The sequence below is a fragment of the Paenibacillus sp. Y660 genome, from assembly GCF_057221575.1.
The window spans coordinates 52,806-74,655 of sequence record NZ_JBXBBJ010000022.1; the positions used below are offsets into that span (position 1 = coordinate 52,806).

At 46.1% G+C, this 21,850-nt stretch carries 26 protein-coding genes, 1 rRNA gene and 1 riboswitch; of the genes, 2 read left to right on the top strand and 25 right to left on the bottom strand.

The window, feature by feature from the left end; translation table 11 throughout:
* Positions 1-30: 30 nt before the first annotated feature.
* The 14 genes from AC2TDN_RS20585 to AC2TDN_RS20650 all read right to left on the bottom strand — a co-directional run bounded on the left by AC2TDN_RS20585 (position 31) and on the right by AC2TDN_RS20650 (position 12,622).
* Entirely contained in the window at positions 31-681 is a 651-nt protein-coding gene (locus tag AC2TDN_RS20585; RefSeq protein ID WP_484690041.1) for a 50S ribosomal protein L25/general stress protein Ctc, read from the bottom strand.
* A gap of 292 nt (positions 682-973) precedes the next feature.
* Positions 974-2,371, bottom strand: a complete 1,398-nt coding sequence (gene glmU, locus AC2TDN_RS20590; RefSeq protein ID WP_484690042.1) for a bifunctional UDP-N-acetylglucosamine diphosphorylase/glucosamine-1-phosphate N-acetyltransferase GlmU — start codon at positions 2,369-2,371, stop codon at positions 974-976.
* A 175-nt stretch (positions 2,372-2,546) separates the two neighbouring features.
* On the bottom strand, positions 2,547-2,828 hold the full coding sequence (gene spoVG / locus AC2TDN_RS20595; RefSeq protein ID WP_028609566.1) for a septation regulator SpoVG: 282 nt from the start codon (positions 2,826-2,828) through the stop codon (positions 2,547-2,549).
* A gap of 130 nt (positions 2,829-2,958) precedes the next feature.
* Positions 2,959-3,357 (bottom strand): RidA family protein, encoded by a 399-nt coding sequence (locus AC2TDN_RS20600; protein ID WP_482068982.1) that lies wholly within the window; start codon positions 3,355-3,357, stop codon positions 2,959-2,961.
* Positions 3,358-3,409: 52 nt separating this feature from the next.
* Positions 3,410-4,237 (bottom strand): pur operon repressor, encoded by an 828-nt coding sequence (gene purR, locus AC2TDN_RS20605; RefSeq protein WP_484690043.1) that lies wholly within the window; start codon positions 4,235-4,237, stop codon positions 3,410-3,412.
* Between the two features lie 82 nt (positions 4,238-4,319).
* Positions 4,320-5,174, bottom strand: a complete 855-nt coding sequence (gene ispE, locus AC2TDN_RS20610; RefSeq protein WP_482068980.1) for a 4-(cytidine 5'-diphospho)-2-C-methyl-D-erythritol kinase — start codon at positions 5,172-5,174, stop codon at positions 4,320-4,322.
* Between the two features lie 137 nt (positions 5,175-5,311).
* A complete protein-coding gene (locus AC2TDN_RS20615) occupies positions 5,312-5,497 on the bottom strand; it encodes a small, acid-soluble spore protein, alpha/beta type (protein WP_482068979.1) in 186 nt (61 codons plus the stop codon).
* Between the two features lie 206 nt (positions 5,498-5,703).
* Complete coding sequence (gene veg / locus AC2TDN_RS20620) at positions 5,704-5,979, bottom strand: biofilm formation stimulator Veg (RefSeq protein ID WP_053373389.1); 276 nt, start codon at positions 5,977-5,979, stop codon at positions 5,704-5,706.
* Between the two features lie 229 nt (positions 5,980-6,208).
* Positions 6,209-7,093: a sporulation peptidase YabG gene (gene yabG, locus AC2TDN_RS20625; RefSeq protein WP_482068978.1), complete on the bottom strand. Its 885-nt coding sequence runs from the start codon at positions 7,091-7,093 to the stop codon at positions 6,209-6,211.
* A 56-nt stretch (positions 7,094-7,149) separates the two neighbouring features.
* Positions 7,150-8,091: a 16S rRNA (adenine(1518)-N(6)/adenine(1519)-N(6))-dimethyltransferase RsmA gene (rsmA, locus tag AC2TDN_RS20630; RefSeq protein WP_484690044.1), complete on the bottom strand. Its 942-nt coding sequence runs from the start codon at positions 8,089-8,091 to the stop codon at positions 7,150-7,152.
* Positions 8,092-8,094: 3 nt separating this feature from the next.
* Positions 8,095-8,643, bottom strand: coding sequence for a ribonuclease M5 (rnmV, locus tag AC2TDN_RS20635; RefSeq protein ID WP_482069028.1), 549 nt, complete (start codon positions 8,641-8,643; stop codon positions 8,095-8,097).
* A gap of 124 nt (positions 8,644-8,767) precedes the next feature.
* Complete coding sequence (locus AC2TDN_RS20640) at positions 8,768-9,916, bottom strand: resuscitation-promoting factor (RefSeq protein WP_484690045.1); 1,149 nt, start codon at positions 9,914-9,916, stop codon at positions 8,768-8,770.
* A 248-nt stretch (positions 9,917-10,164) separates the two neighbouring features.
* Positions 10,165-10,349: riboswitch (cyclic di-AMP (ydaO/yuaA leader) on the bottom strand.
* A gap of 183 nt (positions 10,350-10,532) precedes the next feature.
* Positions 10,533-11,300, bottom strand: a complete 768-nt coding sequence (locus AC2TDN_RS20645; protein WP_484690050.1) for a TatD family hydrolase — start codon at positions 11,298-11,300, stop codon at positions 10,533-10,535.
* A gap of 23 nt (positions 11,301-11,323) precedes the next feature.
* Positions 11,324-12,622, bottom strand: a complete 1,299-nt coding sequence (locus tag AC2TDN_RS20650; protein WP_482068975.1) for an HD domain-containing protein — start codon at positions 12,620-12,622, stop codon at positions 11,324-11,326.
* Positions 12,623-12,895: 273 nt separating this feature from the next.
* Between AC2TDN_RS20650 and AC2TDN_RS20655 the strand changes: the two genes are divergently transcribed.
* Positions 12,896-13,150, top strand: a complete 255-nt coding sequence (locus AC2TDN_RS20655) for an AbrB/MazE/SpoVT family DNA-binding domain-containing protein (RefSeq protein ID WP_028609554.1) — start codon at positions 12,896-12,898, stop codon at positions 13,148-13,150.
* A 129-nt stretch (positions 13,151-13,279) separates the two neighbouring features.
* Here AC2TDN_RS20655 and rsmI read toward each other — a convergent pair whose 3' ends face one another.
* The 10 genes from rsmI to AC2TDN_RS20705 all read right to left on the bottom strand — a co-directional run bounded on the left by rsmI (position 13,280) and on the right by AC2TDN_RS20705 (position 20,720).
* Complete coding sequence (rsmI, locus tag AC2TDN_RS20660; protein ID WP_484690046.1) at positions 13,280-14,161, bottom strand: 16S rRNA (cytidine(1402)-2'-O)-methyltransferase; 882 nt, start codon at positions 14,159-14,161, stop codon at positions 13,280-13,282.
* On the bottom strand, positions 14,158-14,826 hold the full coding sequence (locus AC2TDN_RS20665) for a tRNA1(Val) (adenine(37)-N6)-methyltransferase (protein ID WP_482069026.1): 669 nt from the start codon (positions 14,824-14,826) through the stop codon (positions 14,158-14,160). The genes rsmI and AC2TDN_RS20665 overlap by 4 nt, the downstream gene beginning before the upstream one ends.
* Before the next feature lie 164 nt (positions 14,827-14,990).
* The gene (locus tag AC2TDN_RS20670; RefSeq protein ID WP_484690047.1) at positions 14,991-15,392 is read right to left on the bottom strand and encodes an initiation-control protein YabA; all 402 of its coding nucleotides are present in this window, start codon (positions 15,390-15,392) and stop codon (positions 14,991-14,993) included.
* Between the two features lie 62 nt (positions 15,393-15,454).
* On the bottom strand, positions 15,455-16,258 hold the full coding sequence (locus tag AC2TDN_RS20675; RefSeq protein ID WP_053373398.1) for a PSP1 domain-containing protein: 804 nt from the start codon (positions 16,256-16,258) through the stop codon (positions 15,455-15,457).
* A gap of 3 nt (positions 16,259-16,261) precedes the next feature.
* Positions 16,262-17,239, bottom strand: a complete 978-nt coding sequence (gene holB, locus AC2TDN_RS20680) for a DNA polymerase III subunit delta' (protein ID WP_484690048.1) — start codon at positions 17,237-17,239, stop codon at positions 16,262-16,264.
* 33 nt (positions 17,240-17,272) lie between these two features.
* On the bottom strand, positions 17,273-17,716 hold the full coding sequence (locus AC2TDN_RS20685; RefSeq protein ID WP_482068971.1) for a YaaR family protein: 444 nt from the start codon (positions 17,714-17,716) through the stop codon (positions 17,273-17,275).
* Between the two features lie 16 nt (positions 17,717-17,732).
* On the bottom strand, positions 17,733-18,062 hold the full coding sequence (locus AC2TDN_RS20690; RefSeq protein WP_056634702.1) for a cyclic-di-AMP receptor: 330 nt from the start codon (positions 18,060-18,062) through the stop codon (positions 17,733-17,735).
* Positions 18,063-18,126: 64 nt separating this feature from the next.
* Positions 18,127-18,795 carry a dTMP kinase gene (gene tmk / locus AC2TDN_RS20695; RefSeq protein WP_482068970.1) on the bottom strand — a complete coding sequence of 223 codons (669 nt, stop codon included), beginning with the start codon at positions 18,793-18,795 and terminating at the stop codon, positions 18,127-18,129.
* 115 nt (positions 18,796-18,910) lie between these two features.
* The gene (locus AC2TDN_RS20700; protein ID WP_484690049.1) at positions 18,911-20,425 is read right to left on the bottom strand and encodes an aminotransferase class I/II-fold pyridoxal phosphate-dependent enzyme; all 1,515 of its coding nucleotides are present in this window, start codon (positions 20,423-20,425) and stop codon (positions 18,911-18,913) included.
* A 103-nt stretch (positions 20,426-20,528) separates the two neighbouring features.
* Positions 20,529-20,720, bottom strand: a complete 192-nt coding sequence (locus AC2TDN_RS20705) for a sigma factor G inhibitor Gin (protein WP_053373403.1) — start codon at positions 20,718-20,720, stop codon at positions 20,529-20,531.
* A 229-nt stretch (positions 20,721-20,949) separates the two neighbouring features.
* Between AC2TDN_RS20705 and AC2TDN_RS20710 the strand changes: the two genes are divergently transcribed.
* Positions 20,950-21,480, top strand: a complete 531-nt coding sequence (locus tag AC2TDN_RS20710; RefSeq protein WP_482068968.1) for a transposase — start codon at positions 20,950-20,952, stop codon at positions 21,478-21,480.
* A 113-nt stretch (positions 21,481-21,593) separates the two neighbouring features.
* Here the strand turns inward: AC2TDN_RS20710 and rrf are convergent.
* Positions 21,594-21,710, bottom strand: a 5S ribosomal RNA gene (gene rrf, locus AC2TDN_RS20715).
* Between the last annotated feature and the right edge of the window lie 140 nt (positions 21,711-21,850).

Here is a 21,850-nt window from a genome sequence, read left to right on the forward strand (position 1 = left end):
CATTTATGACTGCTTTGCTAGAGGATGGAATTACAGACTCTTAGTGCCTTCAAGCTGCGCTTCCTTGGAACGTGATTCCGCCTCCGCAAGCTCCACAGCCGCATCCGCTGCTTCTTCCTCCGTAAGCTCCTTCTGCGGCGCAAGTATCGTCACCACGACCTGCTCCGGCTCTGCGATCGACTCGACGCCTTTAGGCAGCTTCAAATCGCTTACCAGTATACTCTCGCCTATTGCTAGCGAGGAAATGTCTACTGAAATGGAATCAGGAATATTGCCAGGCAAGCACTGCACCTCAAGCTCATGCAAAATCACTTGGAAGATGCCTCCCTCTCTTACGCCCTGAGAGTCTCCCTCCGCTTGAATGCGAACGTTAGCCCGCACGTTTTCGTTCATATTAATTTGATGGAAGTCGACATGAAGCACTTGACGGTTCAAGGAATCACGCTGAATTTCTGATATCATAACCGACGTCTTGCCATGCGATGGAATATTTATTTCAAGCACCGCATTCGGATTGGACCGCAGCAGCGCCTGCAGCTCCTTGCTATCTACCGTTACCTGAGCGGCATTGTCTAATTGTTTTCCGTAAACAACGCCCGGAATTTTCCCTTGGAGCCGCAATTGGCGCAACTCACCTTTCGTCGTGCCAGTTCGTTGATCCGCGTTCATAGCTATCGCCATATTGATTACCTCCTAAAAAGTTTTGTGAAGCAAAACTTGCTTCGTAAGCATACGCTTAGTTTTGTGAAGCAAAACTTGCTTCGTAAGCATACGCTTAGTTTTGTGAAGCAAAACTTGCTTCGTAAGCATACGCTTAGTTTTGTGAAGCAAAACTTGCTTCGTAAGCATTTCCCTATAACTTACCCACTGCAGCCAACAATTAAACAGCAAATAGAAGATTACAAAAAAAAGATGCAGCAACGAATTCTACTTTCTGAATTCGTCCTGCATCTTAATAGCAGCTAGACTTCACTTATTGCTGCTTCTTTTCCTTCTTCGCTTTGGCACGGCCGCGAATCTTCTCGGCATAGCCCGGTTTGTTCACTTGACGCTCGCGCGCTATGGCGAGGTCGCCGGCTGGAACATCCTGCGTTACCGTAGAGCCGGCAACCACATACGCCCCGTCGCCAATCTTCACAGGAGCAATGAGGTTGACGTTGCTGCCGACAAACGCATTATCGCCAATTTCCGTAACAAATTTATTATAGCCATCATAATTGACTGTAATGGCGCCGCAGCCGATGTTCACATCTTTGCCTACCTTAGCGTCGCCAACGTAGCTCAGATGCGATACTTTGCTTCCATCATCGAGCGATGCATTTTTGAGCTCAACGAAATCGCCGATTTTGCAGCCAATGCCAAGCTTTGAACCCGGACGCAAATTCGCATAAGGTCCAACTGAGCTGGTATCGCCAACGATAGATTCTGCAACTACCGAATATTTAATCGTGACGCCCGCTCCGATTGTACTATCCGAAATGTCAGCTTGCGGTCCAATAACACAATCCTCGCCGATAACCGTTGATCCGCGAAGCACCGTTCCCGGATAGATTACCGTATCGGAGCCGATTTGGACTCCTACTTCTATATAAGTCGAAGAAGCATCAATCAGCGTAACGCCGCCTAGCAAATGGTTGCGGTTAATACGCTCGCGCATGAAACCCTCTGCTTCTGCAAGCGCAACGCGGTCGTTCACACCAATTGCCTCTGCCAAATCCGTAGTGCAATAGCCTTGAACGGATTCACCCGCCGCGCGGAATATGCCGATGACATCGGTCAAATAAAATTCACCCTGCACATTGTTGCTCGTGACCTTCGCAAGCGCTGCAAACAGCTTCTTATTGTCGAAGCAATAAGTGCCTGTATTGATTTCCTTCACTGCAGCCTCCTCTGGCGAGCAATCCTTTTGCTCCACTATGCGCTGAACCGTTCCATCCTCACCGCGAATGACGCGCCCGTAGCCGGTAGGATCATCAAACGATGCCGTCAGTACGGTAGCAGCCGCGCCGCTTGCTGCATGCAGCTCAAGCATCGCGCTAATCGTCGAAGCCTGCACGAGAGGGGTATCCCCGCAAATAACGATTGTTGTGCCCTCTTCCCCGCCAAGCAAGCCTTCGGCCTGACGTACCGCATGGCCCGTACCTAGCTGCTGCTCCTGCAGGACATATTCAGCGCTATCGCCTAAATACGATTTAACCATCTCCGCTCCGTGCCCAACGATCACAACGGAACGCTCCGCTTTCGATTCCTTCACAACATCAAGCACATGGCCAACCATCGGCTTGCCGCATACCGGATGAAGCACTTTATATAATTTCGATTTCATACGCTTGCCCTGTCCAGCAGCAAGCACAATCGCCATAACTTTCAAATAAAAGACCCCCTAAATCTACTTTGAATAATAATTACAGTTAAACCCATCTGCATAAAAATACTAGCTTTATTATATTCCATTATACGATTATGTATCTATATTTCAAAAAAAAAGAAAAGAGAGCCAAAGCTCTCTTCTCCAAACAACCCCAAAATTCATGAAATGCTTTTGGTTAAGCTCCTTCTTCAATCGCAACTTCTTCTGCTGCACGTTCATATTCTGCGAGAACAGCAGCCTGGATTTTCTCCCGGGTGGTTGAAGAGATCGGATGAGCGATATCCCGAAATTCTCCATCCGGAGTACGTTTGCTTGGCATTGCAACGAACATACCATTGTTTCCGTCGATGACACGAATATCGTGAACAACGAATTCATTATCAATAGTAATGGATGCGATCGCCTTCATACGCCCTTCGGAATTTACACGGCGGAGTCTGACATCAGTAATTTGCACTTGTGTTCACCACCTTTGTCTATCAGAGACTTGGTGTATACTTCCACGTTTTTGTGCCAATTCCTTCTACATTTTTGGAAAAATCATGCTGTATTTAAAATATTTTTTTACAATTAAATCTTTTTCGTTTTCATTCGACAAGAGTCGATGCAATGACCTCTATTTCGACAAAAACATCCTTTGGCAGCCTCGCAACCTCAACGGCTGATCGAGCCGGTTTATGCTCTCCGAAGTAGGAGGAATAAATGCCGTTTACCGTTGCAAACTGATTCATGTCCTTCATAAAAACAGTCGCTTTTACAACATCAGCAAAGCTGGCACCCGCAGCCGCAAGAACGGCTTCCAAATTGCGAAACACCTGATGGGTTTGCTCCTCAATACCGCCTTCTACTAATTGTCCAGATGCATCTAACGGAATTTGTCCCGATGTGAACAATAATCCTCCCAGTTTGATCGCTTGCGAATACGGCCCGATCGCTGCAGGCGCTTTATCCGTTGCGATAACCTCCAGTTGTTGCTTCGTAGTCATTAAGGTCCCAGCCTTTCTTATAAGAAGTATACGACAATATTTCCAGACACTTTTATGCTTTAAAATAATTCCCAGGAACAACAGTTGTTTGCTTTGTTTTCATATCTACGGCAGTCAGCTTAGCGAGCGACACATAATCCTCAAGAAGCCGCTCTTCCAATTCCACCTCGCCGGACTCGACAAATACGCCAACACCCGCAACGGTAGCTTTGAATTCGAACAGCAAATCCATCATTCCTTGAATTGTTCCGCCAGCCTTCATGAAGTCATCAATAATAAGAACGCGTGAATGCTCCTTCAGCGCCCTGCGTGCCAGTGACATCGTCTGTATCCGCTTCGTTGACCCCGACACATAGTTGATACTTACCGCAGAGCCTTCCGTTACCTTGTTGTCACGCCGCACGATAACAACCGGTATGTTCAAGCAGGATGCGGTTGCGTATGCAAGCGGTATCCCTTTTGTCTCTACCGTCATGATGACATCGATCTTGCGATCAGCGAACGCAGTTGCAAACATTCTGCCGACATCGGCTAGCAGCTCTGGTTGACCCAACATATCCGTTATATACAAATAACCGCCCGGAAGAACCCTTTCAGGCTGCTCTAGCTGGCGGCATATGCTTGTCATAATGGTAAGTGCCGTTGTTTGCTGCATTTTTGGCGTATACTTTACTCCGCCAGCAGCACCAGCAAGCGTATGAAGCTCACCAATTCCTTCTTCCTCAAACACTTCTTTAATAATTGCCAGGTCCTCACTAATTGAAGACTTTGCCGATTGGTACCGATCAGCAAATGCTGTCAATGAAATTAACGTGTGGGGTCGACTTAACAGGTATTGGGTCATTTCTACCAACCGCGAGCTCCGTTTCAACTTCTTCAAACACATCTCCCCCCACTAAATCCGAATAATATAATGTCAATATAACATTTTTATACGGATTTAATCAAGAAGTACGTCAGACCTATGTCAGCATTCTTACCACATAGACCTCTTTGCAGAAACCTCGGAGCCCATTGTAAATGCGCGGAAGCTTGGCTTCCTTCGATACAAGGCCAAAAACAGTCGGTCCGCTGCCCGACATCAAGACGCCATCAGCGCCAAGCCGAATCATGCTTTCTTTCAACTGCATCACCTCAGGATACAAATCCAGCGTAACCTTCTCCAGCACATTGCCTAGCCCTTCACAAATATCGGTAAAGGAGCCACTCTCCAGCGCGCTGACCATATTGGGGATCGAAGGATGCTCCTTTAGCTCATTAGCTCGGAATCTACCATATACGTCGGCCGTTGATACATTGATTGGCGGCTTCGCAAGCACGACCCAGCACTGCGGAGGACCTGCGATATGCTCAAGCTGCTCGCCACGGCCGCGAGCTATCGCAGTGCCGCCTGTCACGCAAAAAGGAACGTCAGAGCCAAGCTCAGCGCCGAGGCGGCACAGCTCGTCCTCTGGGATCTGAAGCTTCCACAGTCGATTTAGCCCTCGCAGCGCAGCAGCAGCATCGCTGCTGCCCCCAGCGAGTCCCGCAGCGACTGGAATCTTTTTGTCCAAATGAATATATACGCCTTGCTTCACATCGTAGCGTTCTTTAATAAGCCTAGCCGCCTGAAAGGCCAGGTTCTTCTCATCTAGAGGTATGTAGCCTACTTGGCTTGAAATAATGATTGTATCTCTAGGGAGTTCTTCCATTTCAAGTCGGTCAGCGAGGTCAACCATCGTCATAATCATCTCGACTTCATGGTAGCCGTCATCACGCTTGCGGAGTACATCCAGCACTAAATTAATTTTGGCAGGAGCTTTTTCATAAATTTTCATCCGATAAGTTCACCCGTTCGTTCATAAGCTTAAGCATCATTATATCAAACGAACGCAATAAAAGCTAAGAGATGACAATCGGCTATTTTCCGACTGCCAACACCTTAGCTTTTGCCTGCACAAATACGACGTTCTGCTTATGGCTGATTCGACTTTGCAGCGGCTTGCTCGGCAAGCTGTATCGCACGCTTCACCATATTGCCGGCATCCTTCGAGCGAATGCTGCCCCAGCCTTCCTGCTGCACGGTATCGTAAAATCCAAGGTCCTTTGCAAGCTCGTATTTCAATTGCTCTGACATTACTCCACGTCTTCTGCGACTCATTTCATTACCTCCAACTCCAAATTAATGATAAGCATGTAGGCTGTCACTATTGCACAGGTAGTATGCTTCAATTCGGATAAGACCATGCACATTGGAATGGTTACATGCTCGAAGCCACTAAGAAAAAAACGGTTTTCTTGCTTTCGTGCAAAAAAAAAAAGCGCAGATTTCTCTGCGCTAACATGCCTCACTAGGCGATGTATAATCTATTGTTGCAAATGGGCGATACGGACTTGACCTTCATCATTGCATACGGTCACTTCCACCGACTCTGTCAGTATATCCGCATAACTGTATGAGACGCGCTTGAACGCATGCTGCTCTTCATCCAGCTTGACAATGAAAACAGAAGGGTAGGTTTCTTCCAACGTACCGGTTCGTTCGATGGTCTTTCGTCGGCCACCGTTCGCTCGAAGACGGATTTTGGAGCCAACATGAGCTTCCAAACTGCGTTTAATATCCAATAGCGCATTTTTTGCCATTGTCCACTACCACCTCTTTCCTTGTCCATTATAACTAAAAAGAGGAGGGTTGTCAAACAAAGCAAAATATTATATCAGCCAGATTATTTACTTGTCAACGGTGATTTCACCCATTTTTTAAAAAACCGTGCATAGATTAGCAAATAATATACATATTAAGAAGTTGCTTCAACTTTCACAAACAAATCCACGCCTTTTTGGCGTTGCTTGTTTACTAATTTTAACAAAATTATTGCTTTAAAACAGAAGAGGATGCCGTTATTTTAGGCTTTGGCAAGCCAACACGGAAGCGTCCCATCGTTTCAATGCCGCCAACACCGTCAATTCCGCTTATCGTGCCATGTATAACATCTGCTAAGTTGATCGTGTCCTTAATCGATGTATAGCTTGCCTTAATGGCTATATACACAGGATCGAGCGCATGAATTAAAATACGTCCCGGCGAGCTCGCAAAGTTGGAGCCTACTTGAAGCAATGCTTCAAAATGCGATTGGCAAGCACCCGCAATAACAATTAATCCGTCACGATTCTTCTCGTATTCACGAGCAACGCGAACCGCATTAACAAAATGCTGTGAGTTTTTATAGCTGCTCAGGCTGTATAAGTCCATCTGCGCGCGATTTTTCAATACACCGTCATGTCCGGTAATGACGACAATATCCGGCTGGATTTGAGGCAGCAGTCGGTACAGCACATCAGCCATTTGGGATTCATGCACATGGAGGCCATGAGAAGGAACATGCATCGTGTTGTATAACTGCATACTCTTCTTCAAATAGTTACCATCGCCATCGAGATGAAGAACCTTTCCTGGCACTTCAAAAAATGGCTGGCTCTGCTGCAGCGCATGCCGTATATTATCCTCGTTCTCAACCGCTTGACGTTCTCGTTCAGAGTGCATACGTCTTAAGGAATCATTGACTTTAATTCGAACTTGCTGAACCGCACTTGTCGATTCTGGATCGCGTACGACCGACAGATCTGGAATCGGAGCATCCGCAAGCAATCGGTAGTCCGTGCCTTTCAGAACAGCAGTTTCTGTACGAACAGCTTCAACCTTAAACAGCACGTCACCGCCATACGATTTGCGGACGACCAGGTCCCCTTGCTTCATGGGTAAATCACCTCTTCGTCTATCCTATGGGCAGATAGAGCGAATGGTGAGTATTTTTATGACTTAACCGTCTGAGCTCCCCAGCCCGCTTCCAGCATGCTGCGGCTAATACGCGCAAATTCCTCAAGCGAAAGCGTCTCGCCGCGCCTTATAGGGTCAATTTCGTTCTTCAGGAGCATCTCCGTTAATGCCTCGCGCCGTTCCTTGCCTACAAAGGCAGTCAGATTGTTCGCAAGTGTCTTCCTTCGCTGCGCGAAGCTCGCCTGCACGACACGGAAAAAATGATCCTCATCAGGCACATCCACGGCAGGCTTATCTCGCAGGGATAGCTTAATAACAGCCGAATCGACATTGGGCTGCGGAATAAACACCGTATGCGGCACCGTACAGACAAGCTTAGGCACGCAATAATACTGAACGGCTACGCTTAGGCTGCCGTACTCCTTGCCGCCTGGCTTTGCAGCCATCCGCTCAGCCACTTCCTTCTGAATCATGACGACGATGTGCTCAAGCGGCAGCTTCTCCTCGAGCAGCTTCATCAAAATAGGCGTAGTCACATAATACGGCAAATTGGCAACGACACTTACGCCCGTTACCCCTGCAAACTGCTCTTCGAACAGCTGCTTCAAATCAAGTTTGAGCACATCGCCATGTATGACCGTGATGTGCTGCTCTTCAGCCAATATGTCCTTTAAAATTGGAATAAGCCGATTATCGATCTCCACAGCCGTCACTTTGCCAGCAGCTTGTGCAAGCCGCTGCGTAAGCGCGCCAATCCCGGGACCAATCTCAAGCGCTCCCTTCGTCTCGTCCAGCTCGGCAGCAGCCACGATGTTGTTCAAAATATTTTGATCAATCAGAAAGTTCTGCCCGAGGCTTTTTTTGAAAGAGAAGCCGTATTTGGCAATAATCTCTTTGGTTCGCTTTGGCGTTGCCACCTCGAAGGGCACAGATTTCACCGATGCCTTGCTTTGCTCATTGTGTTCGTGATCGCTCATCTTCTATCCCTCCAGTTCCTTTTCCATTTGTCTGAACGCTTCTGCAAATTCCACCTTGGAAATACGGAAGCTTGTACAACGCTTATAGAACTGCTTGCCGTTCGCATATCCGATCCCGAGCAGCTTGCCCATAACAAGGCGCCGATTGGAAGCGTCAGGATGCACGATAAGCCCCGCTTCCATCAAATCCTCAAAGCTTATCTCACCCGATTCGAGAAGCGACTCTGTACGGAGCTCTGAGAGTGCCGTACGAATCGCATCCGGACTTGCGTTCTCGATGCCGATATCCCCTTTGTACAACGCCTGCTCCTGCGGCAAAAAAGCATGCTTGCACCCGGGAGCGTGCCTCGCAACGATTTTGCGAATGCGCTCTCCCGCATGGTCGGGATCTGTAAATATAATGACGCCGCGGCGCTCGTTCGCCAGCGCTATTCTTCTTAATACATCCTCACCGATAGCCGAACCATTCGTCTCTATAGTGTCCGCTTCAACCGCCCGTTTTATCGCTGCGGTATCATCTTTACCCTCAACGACAATGATCTCTTTGATCATCAAGACCATTCCCTTCAACATAAACTCTTATAAGCCCGCAAACATGCAAAAAGAAGAGGCAGTGCCTCTCCTTATGATGGCATATTTAATTGAATATTACGATAAGATGATGGTAATCCTGCAATTAGCTTGAAGAAGGTTTATTTGGCCCGAGCACGTAAACGGTAAAGCCTTTCTTCCTGCCAAACTTATTTGCCGTTTTGTTGCTATCGAAGTATACGTCGATTTTTTTGCCCTTCACCGCGCTGCCGGTATCCTCAGCCCGGCGGAAACCGATGCCTTCAATATAAACCCACCAGCCGATCGGAATAACCTTCGGATCAACCGCTATGGTCCGTCCTTCTTTTACACGGGAACCGGATGCCGTAATTCCGTAATCCGGATGATCCGAATCTTTACCTGTAGAAGCGACACCTGCTGAATAAGCAGTCAGCGTGACGTTCTTAAGTACGGTTTTGGCCTTAAATGTTACACCGCTCTTTGTCAGCATGGCAACACTCGGGCTTTTGTTTGAGAGCACAGTCACTTTAGGCTCAGCCTTCTTCGTTCCGATCGCGATAACATGGTCCACCGCAGCGGTCTCGACAACCTTGCTGACCATCTTCTTCGAAGTGAGAATTCCGTCCTCGTACTGCTTCTCGATATGTTCAACAATAAGGCCTTCCTTGCCGGTTTGCACGAGCTTTTCCTTACCCGCTTCCAGCGTAGGATCTTTCTTCTTTACGATAGAGTACGGCATGGCACGCTCGGATTCAGACACCTTCGTGTCAACCCGTACAACCGTTACCGTTAATTCCGAATCAACTACCGTATTAAGCGGAGGCATTACTTTATCATGATTACGAACTGGAATATTTAATTCCTCGATCGCTGCCTGCACTGTTCTCTCTGTCGTATATACAGTAGAGGTCTTGCCATCAGCTTTCACAATTACCGGAATCGCTTGAGTTACCTCAATTCGATCTCCGTCCTTTATTGCCGCATTAAGCGGTATGGACACCTCATCATGTGGTCCAATTGCGATAGCTTGTTCATCCAGTAGGCGTTGCAGGACCCATTGCTTCGTTTCCACAACGGTTTCTTGTCCATTCACTACTACGGAGACGCTTTTGACAGCCGTTCCGTACAACAACACCAAAAACATGAAAGTCATAGCGATTGAGATAGTAGCACTCAAAAGAATCAAACGCAAGTTTTCACGCTTCCATCGCAATGCGAAAGACATGCTGGATGATCGTTTCCCATGGGTGTCCTTAACCTGGAGTATTCCCACTTCATCGGTCCTCCTTCATAGCCCCGCCGCCAAGTGTTACGCATGATACAACTGACGCGACTATAGTATATTGGCGTGCAAGCACGCAATCCAGTACTGCTATCGATCCTCCCACCCCCATCTTTTATCCCTATGTCGACAAATTCCCGTTTATTCGAAAATAAAAAGAAGCCGTCGACAGAGGATCTGTTTCGTGGCTTCCCGGTAAATGACTACGCTGGGATACAGAAAAATGGATGCACGAGGTTGATCACTCTCTATGAACGCTTACGAGGTTAGCTGACGGATTCGGGCAAGAGAGACGCCCTATTCGAAAACGCAATGCTCATGGCAAAGGTTCCGAAATTCACCCCTTGAAGAATTCAAAACACGGTACATAAAACCCGTATTTGGTTCCCCCGCTCTCCAGATGGAGATTAAGCGCAAACTGGAAATCCAATACAAAATGTAATGCTCTGAGTTGAATCATAACCTCATACGAGGTGAATTGTAAAGATACGATAAAAGACGATTTAAGCTAAAATGGTGGATAAAGACGGAAAAATTAAGCGATAATCGCTATAAAAATTAGTTTTTACGCGATAAAGGTCTTAAATTCTCTCTGTTTCTCTCGTTTTTATACAATACCAAAACATTTTTTACCGTTTTCGGTCGTAATCGCACCTATTTCTTCTACCGATTTGCCTAATAATTCGGCTGCAGTCTGTGCGACTAGTGCCACATAAGAGGACTCATTTCGCTTCCCTCTGAAGGGGTGGGGAGCCAAATACGGAGCATCGGTTTCAATCAAAATTTTATCGAGCGGAACCTGCTTGAGCACCTCTTTGGGAACCCTTGCATTTTGGAAAGTGACCGGTCCCCCGAACGAAATATAGAAGTTCATATCGAGGCATTGCTTCGCGGTTTCGGGGCTGCCGGAGAAGCAGTGCATGACCCCGCCAACCTCGGCTGCATTTTCCTCCTGCAAAATTCGAATAACATCCTCGTGCGCGTCACGATTATGAATAACGATCGGTTTGCCTACTTTACGGGCAAGACGGATTTGCTCGCGAAATACGCGCTGCTGAACGTCTTTGGGCGAGGTATCCCAGTGATAATCAAGACCGATCTCACCGATGGCAACAACCTTCTCATGCGCGCATAAACGCTCTATCCACTCCAAATCCTCCAGAAGCATGTCAATGCTGTCAACCGGGTGCCAGCCGACAGCCGCATAAATAAATTCATACTGCTCAGCAAGCGCTATCGTCGTTGGAATGGTCTCGCGGTTAAAGCCGATATTAAGGAGCATGTGCACGCCTGCATCCTTTGCGCGCTGAATAACTTCGTGGCGATCCTCATCGAACTTATATGAGTCTAAGTGGGTGTGGGTATCAAATAGCAATGTCATGTTAGTGTCAGGCTCCTTCAGTCGAGTTTAAATAATTTTTTTAATGAATCAGGTATTTGTGAAATATTTTTTTTGAGTGGCTCTTCCGGATAATACAGATGATATTGCCCCTGATGCAATCCGGTTATTGAACGAACGATGTCGGATTTGGCAGATATTTCACTTATTTCATCCTGACCGTCCAACAACAAAATCGGCGCTTTTTCTTTCTTTTCTCCTTCTTTTTTATCCGGTCGATATACGTCGTATGGCAGGTCAAACGGGAAGTCAATTTCCATATGATAATCGGGATTCATTCCTATAGAAGAGAAGCAATCGCTAATCTCATTTAAAAGCTGATCATCAGGGTTATCAATCGTTATGTACTTATATAAATGACGGTTCATAAATCGATCGCAAAGATCGCTTAACAGCGAATCCTGCTCCTCTGCCCATTGCGTGAAAGCCGTTTGAACTAGCGCCTCATCCAGTTTCAAATAATCATTCACCGTCATGTTGTTATGAAGCAGACATTTAAGAGGGTTCGGCAACCATTCAAATGTATAGCCACCCACATAAAGCTCCTGTGCTCTACGAAATATTTGACGTAAAATAATCTCAGAGCTTCTTGTTACTGGATGGAAGTAAATCTGCCAATACATTTGATAGCGAGACATCAAATAATGCTCTACGGCATGCATCCCGCTCTCTTTCACTACAATTTTCCCTTTATAAGGTCGCAATACGCGTAATATGCGCTCTAAATCGAAGGTTCCATAGTTTACGCCAGTATAATAAGCATCTCTAAGCAAATAATCCATGCGATCAGCATCCATTTGGCTAGATATGAGGCTTACAACGATTGGCTTTGGATATGTTTTCTGGATAACTGCAGCAACCTGTGAAGGGAAATCTTCCGATACAGCTCGCAGCACATGATTGATTTCCGAATGCTCAAGAATAATTTTGCAGGTCCACTCTTCGTGTTCCGTGTCGAATACTTCTTCTAAGGAGTGGGAGAACGGGCCGTGACCGACATCATGCAGCAAAGCCGCACAAAGCGAGACCAGCCGCTCCTCGGCAGGCCAATCAGGATAGCCGTTGCGCTCGAATTGAGAAATAATTTTACGCGTTATTTCATAGACTCCCAGCGAATGCGAGAATCGGCTGTGTTCCGCGCCATGAAAGGTCAAATACGAGGTTCCTAATTGGCGTATTCTTCTCAAACGCTGGAACTCCTTCGTATTAATCAAGTCCCAAATGGTCTGGTCCTGCACATAAATATAATGATGGACAGGGTCTTTAAAAACCTTCTCTTCGGTCAACTGCTGCTTCATCGTCTCTCATCTCCTTTGTTCATATTTTCGACACAAAATGTTAAACTATTGTCGAATTGTGTCGTAAATCAGTTTCCAAAATGTCGAAGCTGTTGTATTCTATTACAGAGTAATATGACCCTTGTGTATAGTCAAATACTTAACCCATCGAAGTATAAAAGTCAATTTTATTGGTTGACTATTATGGTAATCGTTGGTATTATAGTAATCATAAAAAGCAAAATTTATGTCGAACGATGACGAATCGTATTTTGAGAGGGGCAATGATATATTATGATGAAATCTACTGGTATTGTTCGTAAGGTTGATGAGCTAGGTCGTGTTGTTATTCCAATCGAGTTACGCCGTACGCTAGGGATCGGCGAGAAGGATGCACTTGAGATTTACGTTGATGGCGAGCGCATCATGCTTAAGAAATACGAGCCTGCATGTATCTTCTGTGGCAATGCAGAAAACGTATCTTACTTCAAAGGAAAAATTGTTTGTCATATTTGTTTGTCTGAAATGCCAACACCTGTGACAAAATAAAAAAAATCGGTTATACTGGACTTATCAACTTGTTAATTCTAACCTTTTTTATACTCCTTGATGCCTTCCTGCGCTTGAACCCGGCCAGGAAGGTCTTTTTTTTATCTAGTTAATTTTATCTATACATCTTTATCTATTAACCTCATTATATACATCTCGTTTTGGCAATCCTCGATCTACGGCAACCATCTTTATCGCTTCCTTTCGATCGTATTGCTCCTCGTAATGAGCAACATGAGCAGCAAGGTCAAGCTCAGACCACCAAATTTCAGCAATTGGTTGCTCGATAGCGCCAGAGCCTTCTGATCCTTCCACGACGATACAAAACTCACCCAGCGGCGGATGCTCCGAAAACCATTCGATACATTCCGATACCCGGCCGCGCACAGCCTCTTCATGCCGCTTCGTTAGCTCTCTAATGCATGCAATATGACGATCACCCAAACATTCCAAAACAGCTTCCAATGTCTTAACAATACGGTGTGGGGACTCGTAAAAAAGAAGGGTTCCTTTCTGAGCCAGCATATCCTTCAGCCATTTCATTAACGATTTTCGTTCACGCGGCGGAAACCCGGCAAATAAAAATCGTTCTGTCGGCAAGCCTGATATAATCAGCGCAGATAATGCGGCATTTGCACCAGGAATAGGAATTACAGGAATATTATGTTCAACAGCTTCTTTTACGAGATCGGCGCCAGGATCGGAAATCGCCGGCAACCCCGCATCGCTAACGAGTGCAATCGATTGTCCCTCCAGCAGCAATCGGATAAGCTCAGGTCCGCTTGCTCGCTTATTATGTTCATGATAGCTAACGATACGCGTACCGATTTCAAAATGTGTAAGCAGCTTGCGCGTTTGCCTTGTATCCTCAGCGGCAATAAGCTGCACTTCCTTCAGCGTGCGAATCGCCCGGAAGGTCATATCCTCTAAATTACCGATTGGCGTCGCTACTAAATATAGGCTGCCTGTGTTTTCTTTTGCAGCATCTGAGAAGCTTTTCTGTATGTTCAAACAATCTGCACCCCGTTCTCATAAACCATAATAGGCGGAAGAAGCTTAATATCAGGCTTTCCATCCCGCATCGCTTCTATTAATACCATATTGGCTTCCGCATTCGCATGAGGATGAACAAATTGTATCCGCTTAGGCTCTAGCCGCCATTTGCGCATCGTTTCTACGATATCCAGCAAGCGTGATGGCCGATGAACCATGGACACCTTCCCGCCTGGACGTACAAGCCTTGAGCATGCTTCTGCTACATCATCAAGCGTACAGTGTATTTCATGCCTCGCGATCGCATAATGTTCATTTTCATTTTGTTCGCCTGCTGTCATCGGCATATAGGGCGGATTGACCGTTACCGCGTCATAAACGCCATTACCAGCAAGCTTCGGATATAATTTCAAATCCTGCTCAATAACTGTAATTTGCTCTGTGAGCTGATTGAGCACTACGCTTCTTCTCGCCATATCCGCAAGTCTCGGTTGAATTTCAACCGCATCAATCCGTGCATTTGTTCGAGTTGTGAGAAGCATGGGAATAACGCCGTTTCCTGTACATAAATCGACGATTCGCCCATGCTTCGGTATGCTTGCGAACCGGGAGAGCAGCACGGCATCAAGCGAGAAGCTGAATACTTCTCTGCTCTGTATAATTTTTAATCCCGATTCCGTCATTAAATCATCAAGCCGTTCGTTAGCTGCTAAAGTTATTTGTTCCGACACGTTTTAAGCCGCTCCTCTTCATTAATCGGTAATGACTGCAATCTTTTTTTGACAAGACCCTAGTTAATAAAAATACCGCCCTTTGCGGCAAGGACGGCATGTCGATACGGATTCCATTATTTATTTAGAAAGGATAGACAGAATAAACAGTCGCCCTCCGTCCGCAAATGCCCGTAATATACGTTGCATATGTGGAATCCTTCGTGATACAGCCGGGTCAAATTATCATGGCCTTCTCCGATTGCTACATTCTCTTCCGTGAATGCAAGATCGGGCAGCACCTGTACCTCTTGAGTCGCACCCGGTTTTTTGTCTTTGGCTGGAGCTTTAATTGGTTCGCGCTCTAGCTCCGCTTCTCTCTTGAACAGTTGACGCAGCTGGTTATTCTCTTCACTTAGTCGCTTATTGTCTTCTAACAGTTCTTTTACCTTCTGCTTCAAAGCCGTCAGCTCCTTATGGAACGTACCTACTTGGTTATCCAGCTCGTCCATTTTTACAAAAATATCGTTCTTCTCCAAGTTCCCACCCCAGAGCTTCAAGCGTGAGTGTAACCTCACCCGTGAGAATCGCACTCTGCCGCTTATTTGATGACGACATCATCCATCGACAGTTCTTTCGGTTTACCTGGTGTATCAAATAGTTGCACATACACGCTTTTGGTGGATGTGTTTATTCCAGTGACCTTACCTTCCCCATATGAGGTGACAACGAATTTTCCAATCGCAGGAAGCTCCTCGCGAATGCTTTCGTAATTGTCATGCTCATATTTCAGGCAGCACATCAGACGTCCGCATAAGCCGGATATCTTAGTTGGATTAAGCGATAGGTTCTGATCCTTGGCCATCTTAATCGAAACGGGCTCAAAGTCACCGAGCCAAGAGGAACAGCACAACACTCGTCCGCAAGGGCCAATTCCGCCGAGCATTTTCGCTTCATCCCGTACACCAATTTGCCTAAGCTCAATTCGTGTACGAAACACGCTAGCTAAATCTTTAACCAGCTCACGAAAGTCGACTCGCCCTTCTGCCGTAAAGTAAAAAATAATTTTGTTGCGGTCAAACGTAAATTCTACGTCTACCAGCTTCATGCGAAGCTGATGACCTTTAATCTTTTCAAGACAAGTAGAGAACGCATTTTTGGCAGCAGCACGATTTTCTTCGACGACCTTAGCGTCTACGTCGCTTGCAATGCGAATTACTTTCTTAAGAGGAAGAACGACATCCGATTCACCGACTTGCTTCTGTCCCACCACCACTTTACCATATTCGATTCCGCGTGCTGTTTCAACAATGACATGTTGCTCCTTATCCACGGGATGCTCGACCGGATCAAAGTAATAGATCTTGCCCGCTTTCTTGAAGCGAACACCGATGACATTATACAAGAATTAGCCCTCCTGTAAGTTTACCAATAGTTGCTCAAATGCGAGCTGAGGCGTTACATTTGCACGCATACGCTTACTTGCTTCAAGCGTATGCTCTATGCAGGACACCCAGCCTGCGAACGATCGATCAAAAGCGTGCTTGCTTATCCATTCCAACTGATCTATAAAAACGATGTTGTCCTGCCTTCCGGCCTGGAACTGAATCAAATCTTTAAACCATATAACTAACAACGACAACAGCAATTGTGTATGCTCTACTAAATCTGTCTTAAAAAGCTGTTGTCCAGCAGTGATCATCGCCGCGGTGAATCGGGTCAAACTCTCCTTGCCTAATTGTATCACTAGGCTTCTGATTTCTGCAAACTGATTCTGCTGGAGAAATTGTCTAGCGCCGTCCAATCCCGAGGTCAATTGAACAACAGTCCGGGCAATCGTTGGCGGCGCTCCTTCAGCAATTAATGTCTCCAGCATGCCTTCAGGCGACATGGGAAGAAAGGGCACCCATTGCGTACGAGAGCGAATGGTAGGCAGAACAGCTTGTCCATTATCGGTAATCAAAATAGCTACGACCGGCGATAAAGGCTCCTCCAAAAATTTAAGCAAGCTGTTTGCAGCCTGCACCGTCATTTTATCAGCCTGCTCGATCATATATACCTTGCGCTTCGTCCCGCTATTTCGGTAAGAAAAATCGCGCTGCAGCTCGCGAATTTGGTCGATCTTTATCGATTGGCCATCGGGTGCAATTGTCGTTAAGTCCGTTTGATTGCCATGCTCGAACTTTCTGCACTCCAAGCATTCCCCGCAAGCATCGGCACCGCCTGCAGTACAGAACAGCGCCTTTGCAAATTCGCGCGCCATTGCCATTCTACCGGTTCCCGAGGGTCCGTTAAATAAGTACGCATGTGAGATTTTACCGCTCTGCAGTGCATGACCCAAAATCCGCTGCGCTTTCCATTGCCCTGTTATTTGTTCAAGGCTCATAGCCGTTCCTAACCTTTCCCTGCCCGTTACTCATCAAAACAATAAATTGATAAGGAGGCCTCGTATCTCGCCGATCTTGTTGAGCAAGTCAATTCTGCCTTGCTCGCTATCGAGCAAATCCTCGGCCATCGAGACGAGTGTCGCATCAATCTCATCCAGCAGTTTATATCTTTTAATTCGTCCTCTGCGATCAAAGCCTTTGACTTCCTTCAGCACGACGCCGCGCCTGATGGTATCCTCCAAAAATTGCTTGAGCATCTGACGATATAGCTTCAGTTCACGAACGGTCATCACTTTCGCAAGACGATCGCCTTGTCTGTGAATGTCCTGCAGCTTCTGCTGCAGCTGCTCCTGCGTACGATCAGCATCTTGTTGAACCATGACATCGGCAAAGCTTCTAGGCTGAATCTGCTTGCTGGAAGCCTCGTTGCCTGCACGATTTTGGCCTAATGGCCGAAAGCCTTGATCAATTTTCATCGATTGTCACGCCCATTCAAAAATGCTCAAATCTCTCGACTGGTACTACGAATACGGCTGCGCCGCCAACCTGTACTTCAACAGGGAATGGGATATAGGAATCCGTTGATCCTCCCATAGGAGATACAGGAGTAACAAGCTGGTCACGCACCTTGCAATTGGCATTAATCACTTGCAGAACCTCATGTACCCGCTCATCCTCAATACCAATCATAAACGTCGTATTTCCTGCTCTCAGAAATCCACCCGTACTTGCAAGCTTTGTTGCTCTAAATCCTTCACGCACAAGAGCGTTGGAGAGTCTGTTGCTATCCTTATCTTGAATAACCGCAATTACTAATTTCATCTTCATTCCCCCTTGACTACTATTAGAATAGGTTATTGAGAGCTTGCTTATTGTTGCTTAGAAATTAATCCATACCTTTAAGTTTGACATCAATTGCAAAAAATCCTGCAAAACGATCATCAATTGCCTGTAAAACGTCAGTAAACACCTTTTTCTGACTTTGTTCGGCATTTACAAGCACAATTCGATCAGGATTTTGCTGCAGCAGCTGCATATAGCCTTCTCGTACCTTCTCATGGAAGGAATGTTTTTCAAGATCTAGGCGGTTGATTTCTCTCTCTGACGCCTGAGCAATTCGACCAAGTCCCACGTCTGGAGACACATCCATATAGATGGTCAGATCAGGCATAAGGTCTTGGATGGCAAATTGATTAATAGCCCAGACCTCATCCATTCCAAGCCCGCGTGCATGCCCTTGGTAAGCTAGACTGCTATCGACGAAACGATCACAAATGACAATATGGCCCTGCTCAAGTGCCGGTACAACCTTTTCCACTAAATGCTGTCTTCTTGCAGCCGCATAAAGCAGAGCTTCTGTTCTTGCATCCATGGTGACATTGCTGCGATCCAATATAACGGCACGTATTTGTTCAGCAATGGGGATCCCTCCGGGCTCTCTCGTCATAAGGACCGATTTCCCCCGTTGAAGTATCTTATTCGAAAGCTGATCAATCAGTGTCGATTTGCCGGCACCTTCGCCGCCTTCTATGGTAATGAAAACACCTTTTTTCAAGCTAAGGCTTCTCCTAACGTTTATGTTAACTATACTTTCTTCTATATTAACAAAGCGATACCCCTTGTACAATGAAGATTTGCCTCAAATGCGAAATCCCATAGGCTATTCGTCCTTAAATTCCGTATATCGAAATCGTCGCCATCGTTGGATCAACTGCTCCTTGAAATTTCGCCCCCATTGCAGAGAGATGCTGAATATGCGAGATCATAGCCGCTGTTATCCTTTCTCCTGGATATAAAATGGCTATGCCTGGCGGATATGGCGTAACCATCTCAGCCGATAGATGGTGTTCAGCTTCGCTTAATGGTACGCGCAAGCTTGGTTTATTCTTAAACCTTGCTCTAGTAAACGAAACAGGCTCGGAATTGGTTATTTGCATGGTCTCGTTTATATAGGCCGTATTGCTTGCAACAGTGCTTTCAATGCTCTGAAAGCTTTGTTCCCTAACCTCGCCGCTAATTGCGACAATAGCCTGCTGGAGCCTCTGCGTATCGTGTATGGAGGTCTGAATGCCGAATACGAGTACAACGTAACAGGGATCAGCCATCTCAGCAAAGCAGCTATACGTCTCCAACTGCTTCTGAAGCTCATAGCCTGATCGAACACCGCTCCTGTCGTACAGCACGACTCGCAATGGGTCCAAGAGCAGACCGTCTCGCCTTGCGGCTTCTGTTTTCATTTCGCATATTACTGTATGTTGCTGCTGCAACCAATCGCGGAAAGAAGCTGCCGAAAGCAAGCTTTGTTCAAACAAAGCATCTCCCAAAGCGTCAATCATTGCTCGGGAAATATCAATGGACGCAAGAATGGGAAACGAGGGGCTTGAACTTTGAATCATCGCAAGTGATTGACGCAGAATATCCCTTGGTATCCTGTCCCCTTGTATATGAAGCAAGGCACCCATCGTTAAGGTTGGCAGCGTCTTATGTGCCGACTGTACTACTGCATCTGCTCCTTCGGACAATGCCGATTGTGGAAACGATGAATGAAGACCATAATGTGCTCCATGTGCCTCATCGATCATAATTGGCTTATCGTACCGATGGACAACCTCAACATAAGCTGCCAGCTTTACACCCATACCGTAGTAATTTGGATTAGACAAAAAAACAGCCTTAGCCTCTGGATATGCTGCAAGAGCATCTTCTACCTGCTGCACCGCAGGAATGGTTGCCAGTCCCGTTTGCGGTTCGATTTGTGGAGATAGAAATACCGCTTTAGCACCTGCAAGCTTCAACCCGTTTATTATCGACTTATGTACATTGCGCTGCACGATAATGACATCATCCGGCTCGCACAACGCAAGCAGTAATGCGATGTTGCCAGAGGTGCTTCCTCCCACTAGAAAAAAAGTGTCCTCTGCGCCAAATGTCGCGGCCGCTAATTGCTGTGCTTCCATTATAGATGCTTCAGGATGATGCAAATCATCGGTCGACGAAAGCTCTGTCACGTCAAGCTGCATAATCTTATAAAAATACTCAAACGGATTATTATTCATTTGATCCATCCATATGTCCTGCTTCAATGCTTGTCCACCATGATGACCAGGAACATGAAGGCTGACCGGATTTCCATTAGCATGTTCAATAAGTGCTTCGAATATCGGAGCAATAACAGGTTTCTTCATACAAAGGCATTCCTTTCAAAATAAACATCCACTTTTTTCTATACCATCTATTGTACCCGATATAGGCAACAAAAAAAGAGCAGCTTCTGTAGTCAGAAACCGCTCAAGCATTTTCACCCAAAAAGATTTGCTTCATTTGATGAATGAAAAAGGGGTATTTCGCATCTTTCACATCTGTTCGTACCATTTCTTCTTCACAGGTCTCGCAAATAAAGCCGCTAACAATCCGAATGCCTTCGCCTTCGGCTTTCTGTTCGTTGCAAATATTGCATTTATGCTCGCGATTATCGTTCATGACAATCCCCGCTTTCTGTTCGTTCCTATATAGCTATTATTATGACACATAGTCTATCTATTTATACTTGTTTCATAGCTCATTTCAAATATTTATATATCGTATGCTGCATCTGGGCTAATGGTTACAAAACACGCAAAATTGTTTAGCCGAAACTATGGACAGATTGTTATTTAATACCGATATAGTTAACGAGAGTTGCTTAATTCATACGGAAGGACGTTTATACATGCGCCAAAAACTATCCGAACAAAAAAATGCTACTATTTATCAATATCAGCTAGTCAAAAGAAAAATCATTCGTCCTGAGCTTATCCAAAGCCACTTGCTGATTGCAGCTATTTTGCTTGCTTTTCAAATGCTCATGTATCAAATGGACGGCTTGTTTTCTTGGTTATTTGGTTTTGCCGTCGTCCAGGTCATACATATCGCGATCATACTGCTGACATTTATCCGAGTAGACGAAGCAGCTGATCGAAAATGGATTTGGCGGATTACACCTCCCTGGATCGGGTTTAAGCCTGCCAATGATATTAAGCTGCATTTGTTCCGACGAGTTCATCGCCATATGTTCTGGATCGGCCTATGCGCCATCGCGCTTCTATATCCATGGATCAAAGAATCACTGATGATCAGCATCGTTAGCTGGCACCTCTGGCTTCTGATTCCGCGCTTGCTTCTCTCCTTCACCTTCCGTAAGGAACAGAAGGACGGCGTGCTAAGGTTAGAGTCTAGGGAAGCATCTTATTACCGCCGATAAATGAAAGGCCTTAGACGCTCAATTAGAGCGATCTAAGGCCTTTTTATTTGAACTGAATTATTGGACTAGATGAAACAAAAAACCTATCGCATCACATGCGATAGGTCTCTCGTGCTTGGCGACGTCCTACTCTCCCAAGACCCTGCGGTCTAAGTACCATTGGCGCTGGAGGGCTTAACGGTCGTGTTCGGTATGGGAACGCGTGGTTCCCCTCCGCCATCGCCACCAAACGTAGCGTGTTTGCACGCTGAAAACTGGATACGAAAGATTAGGTTTGCTGAAAACCTCTTTAACTGTGTCTGCCGGATGTATGGGTCCATGCAAACCTTAAGCGTATGCTTACGATGTAGGTTTGACTTACAACCTTTTA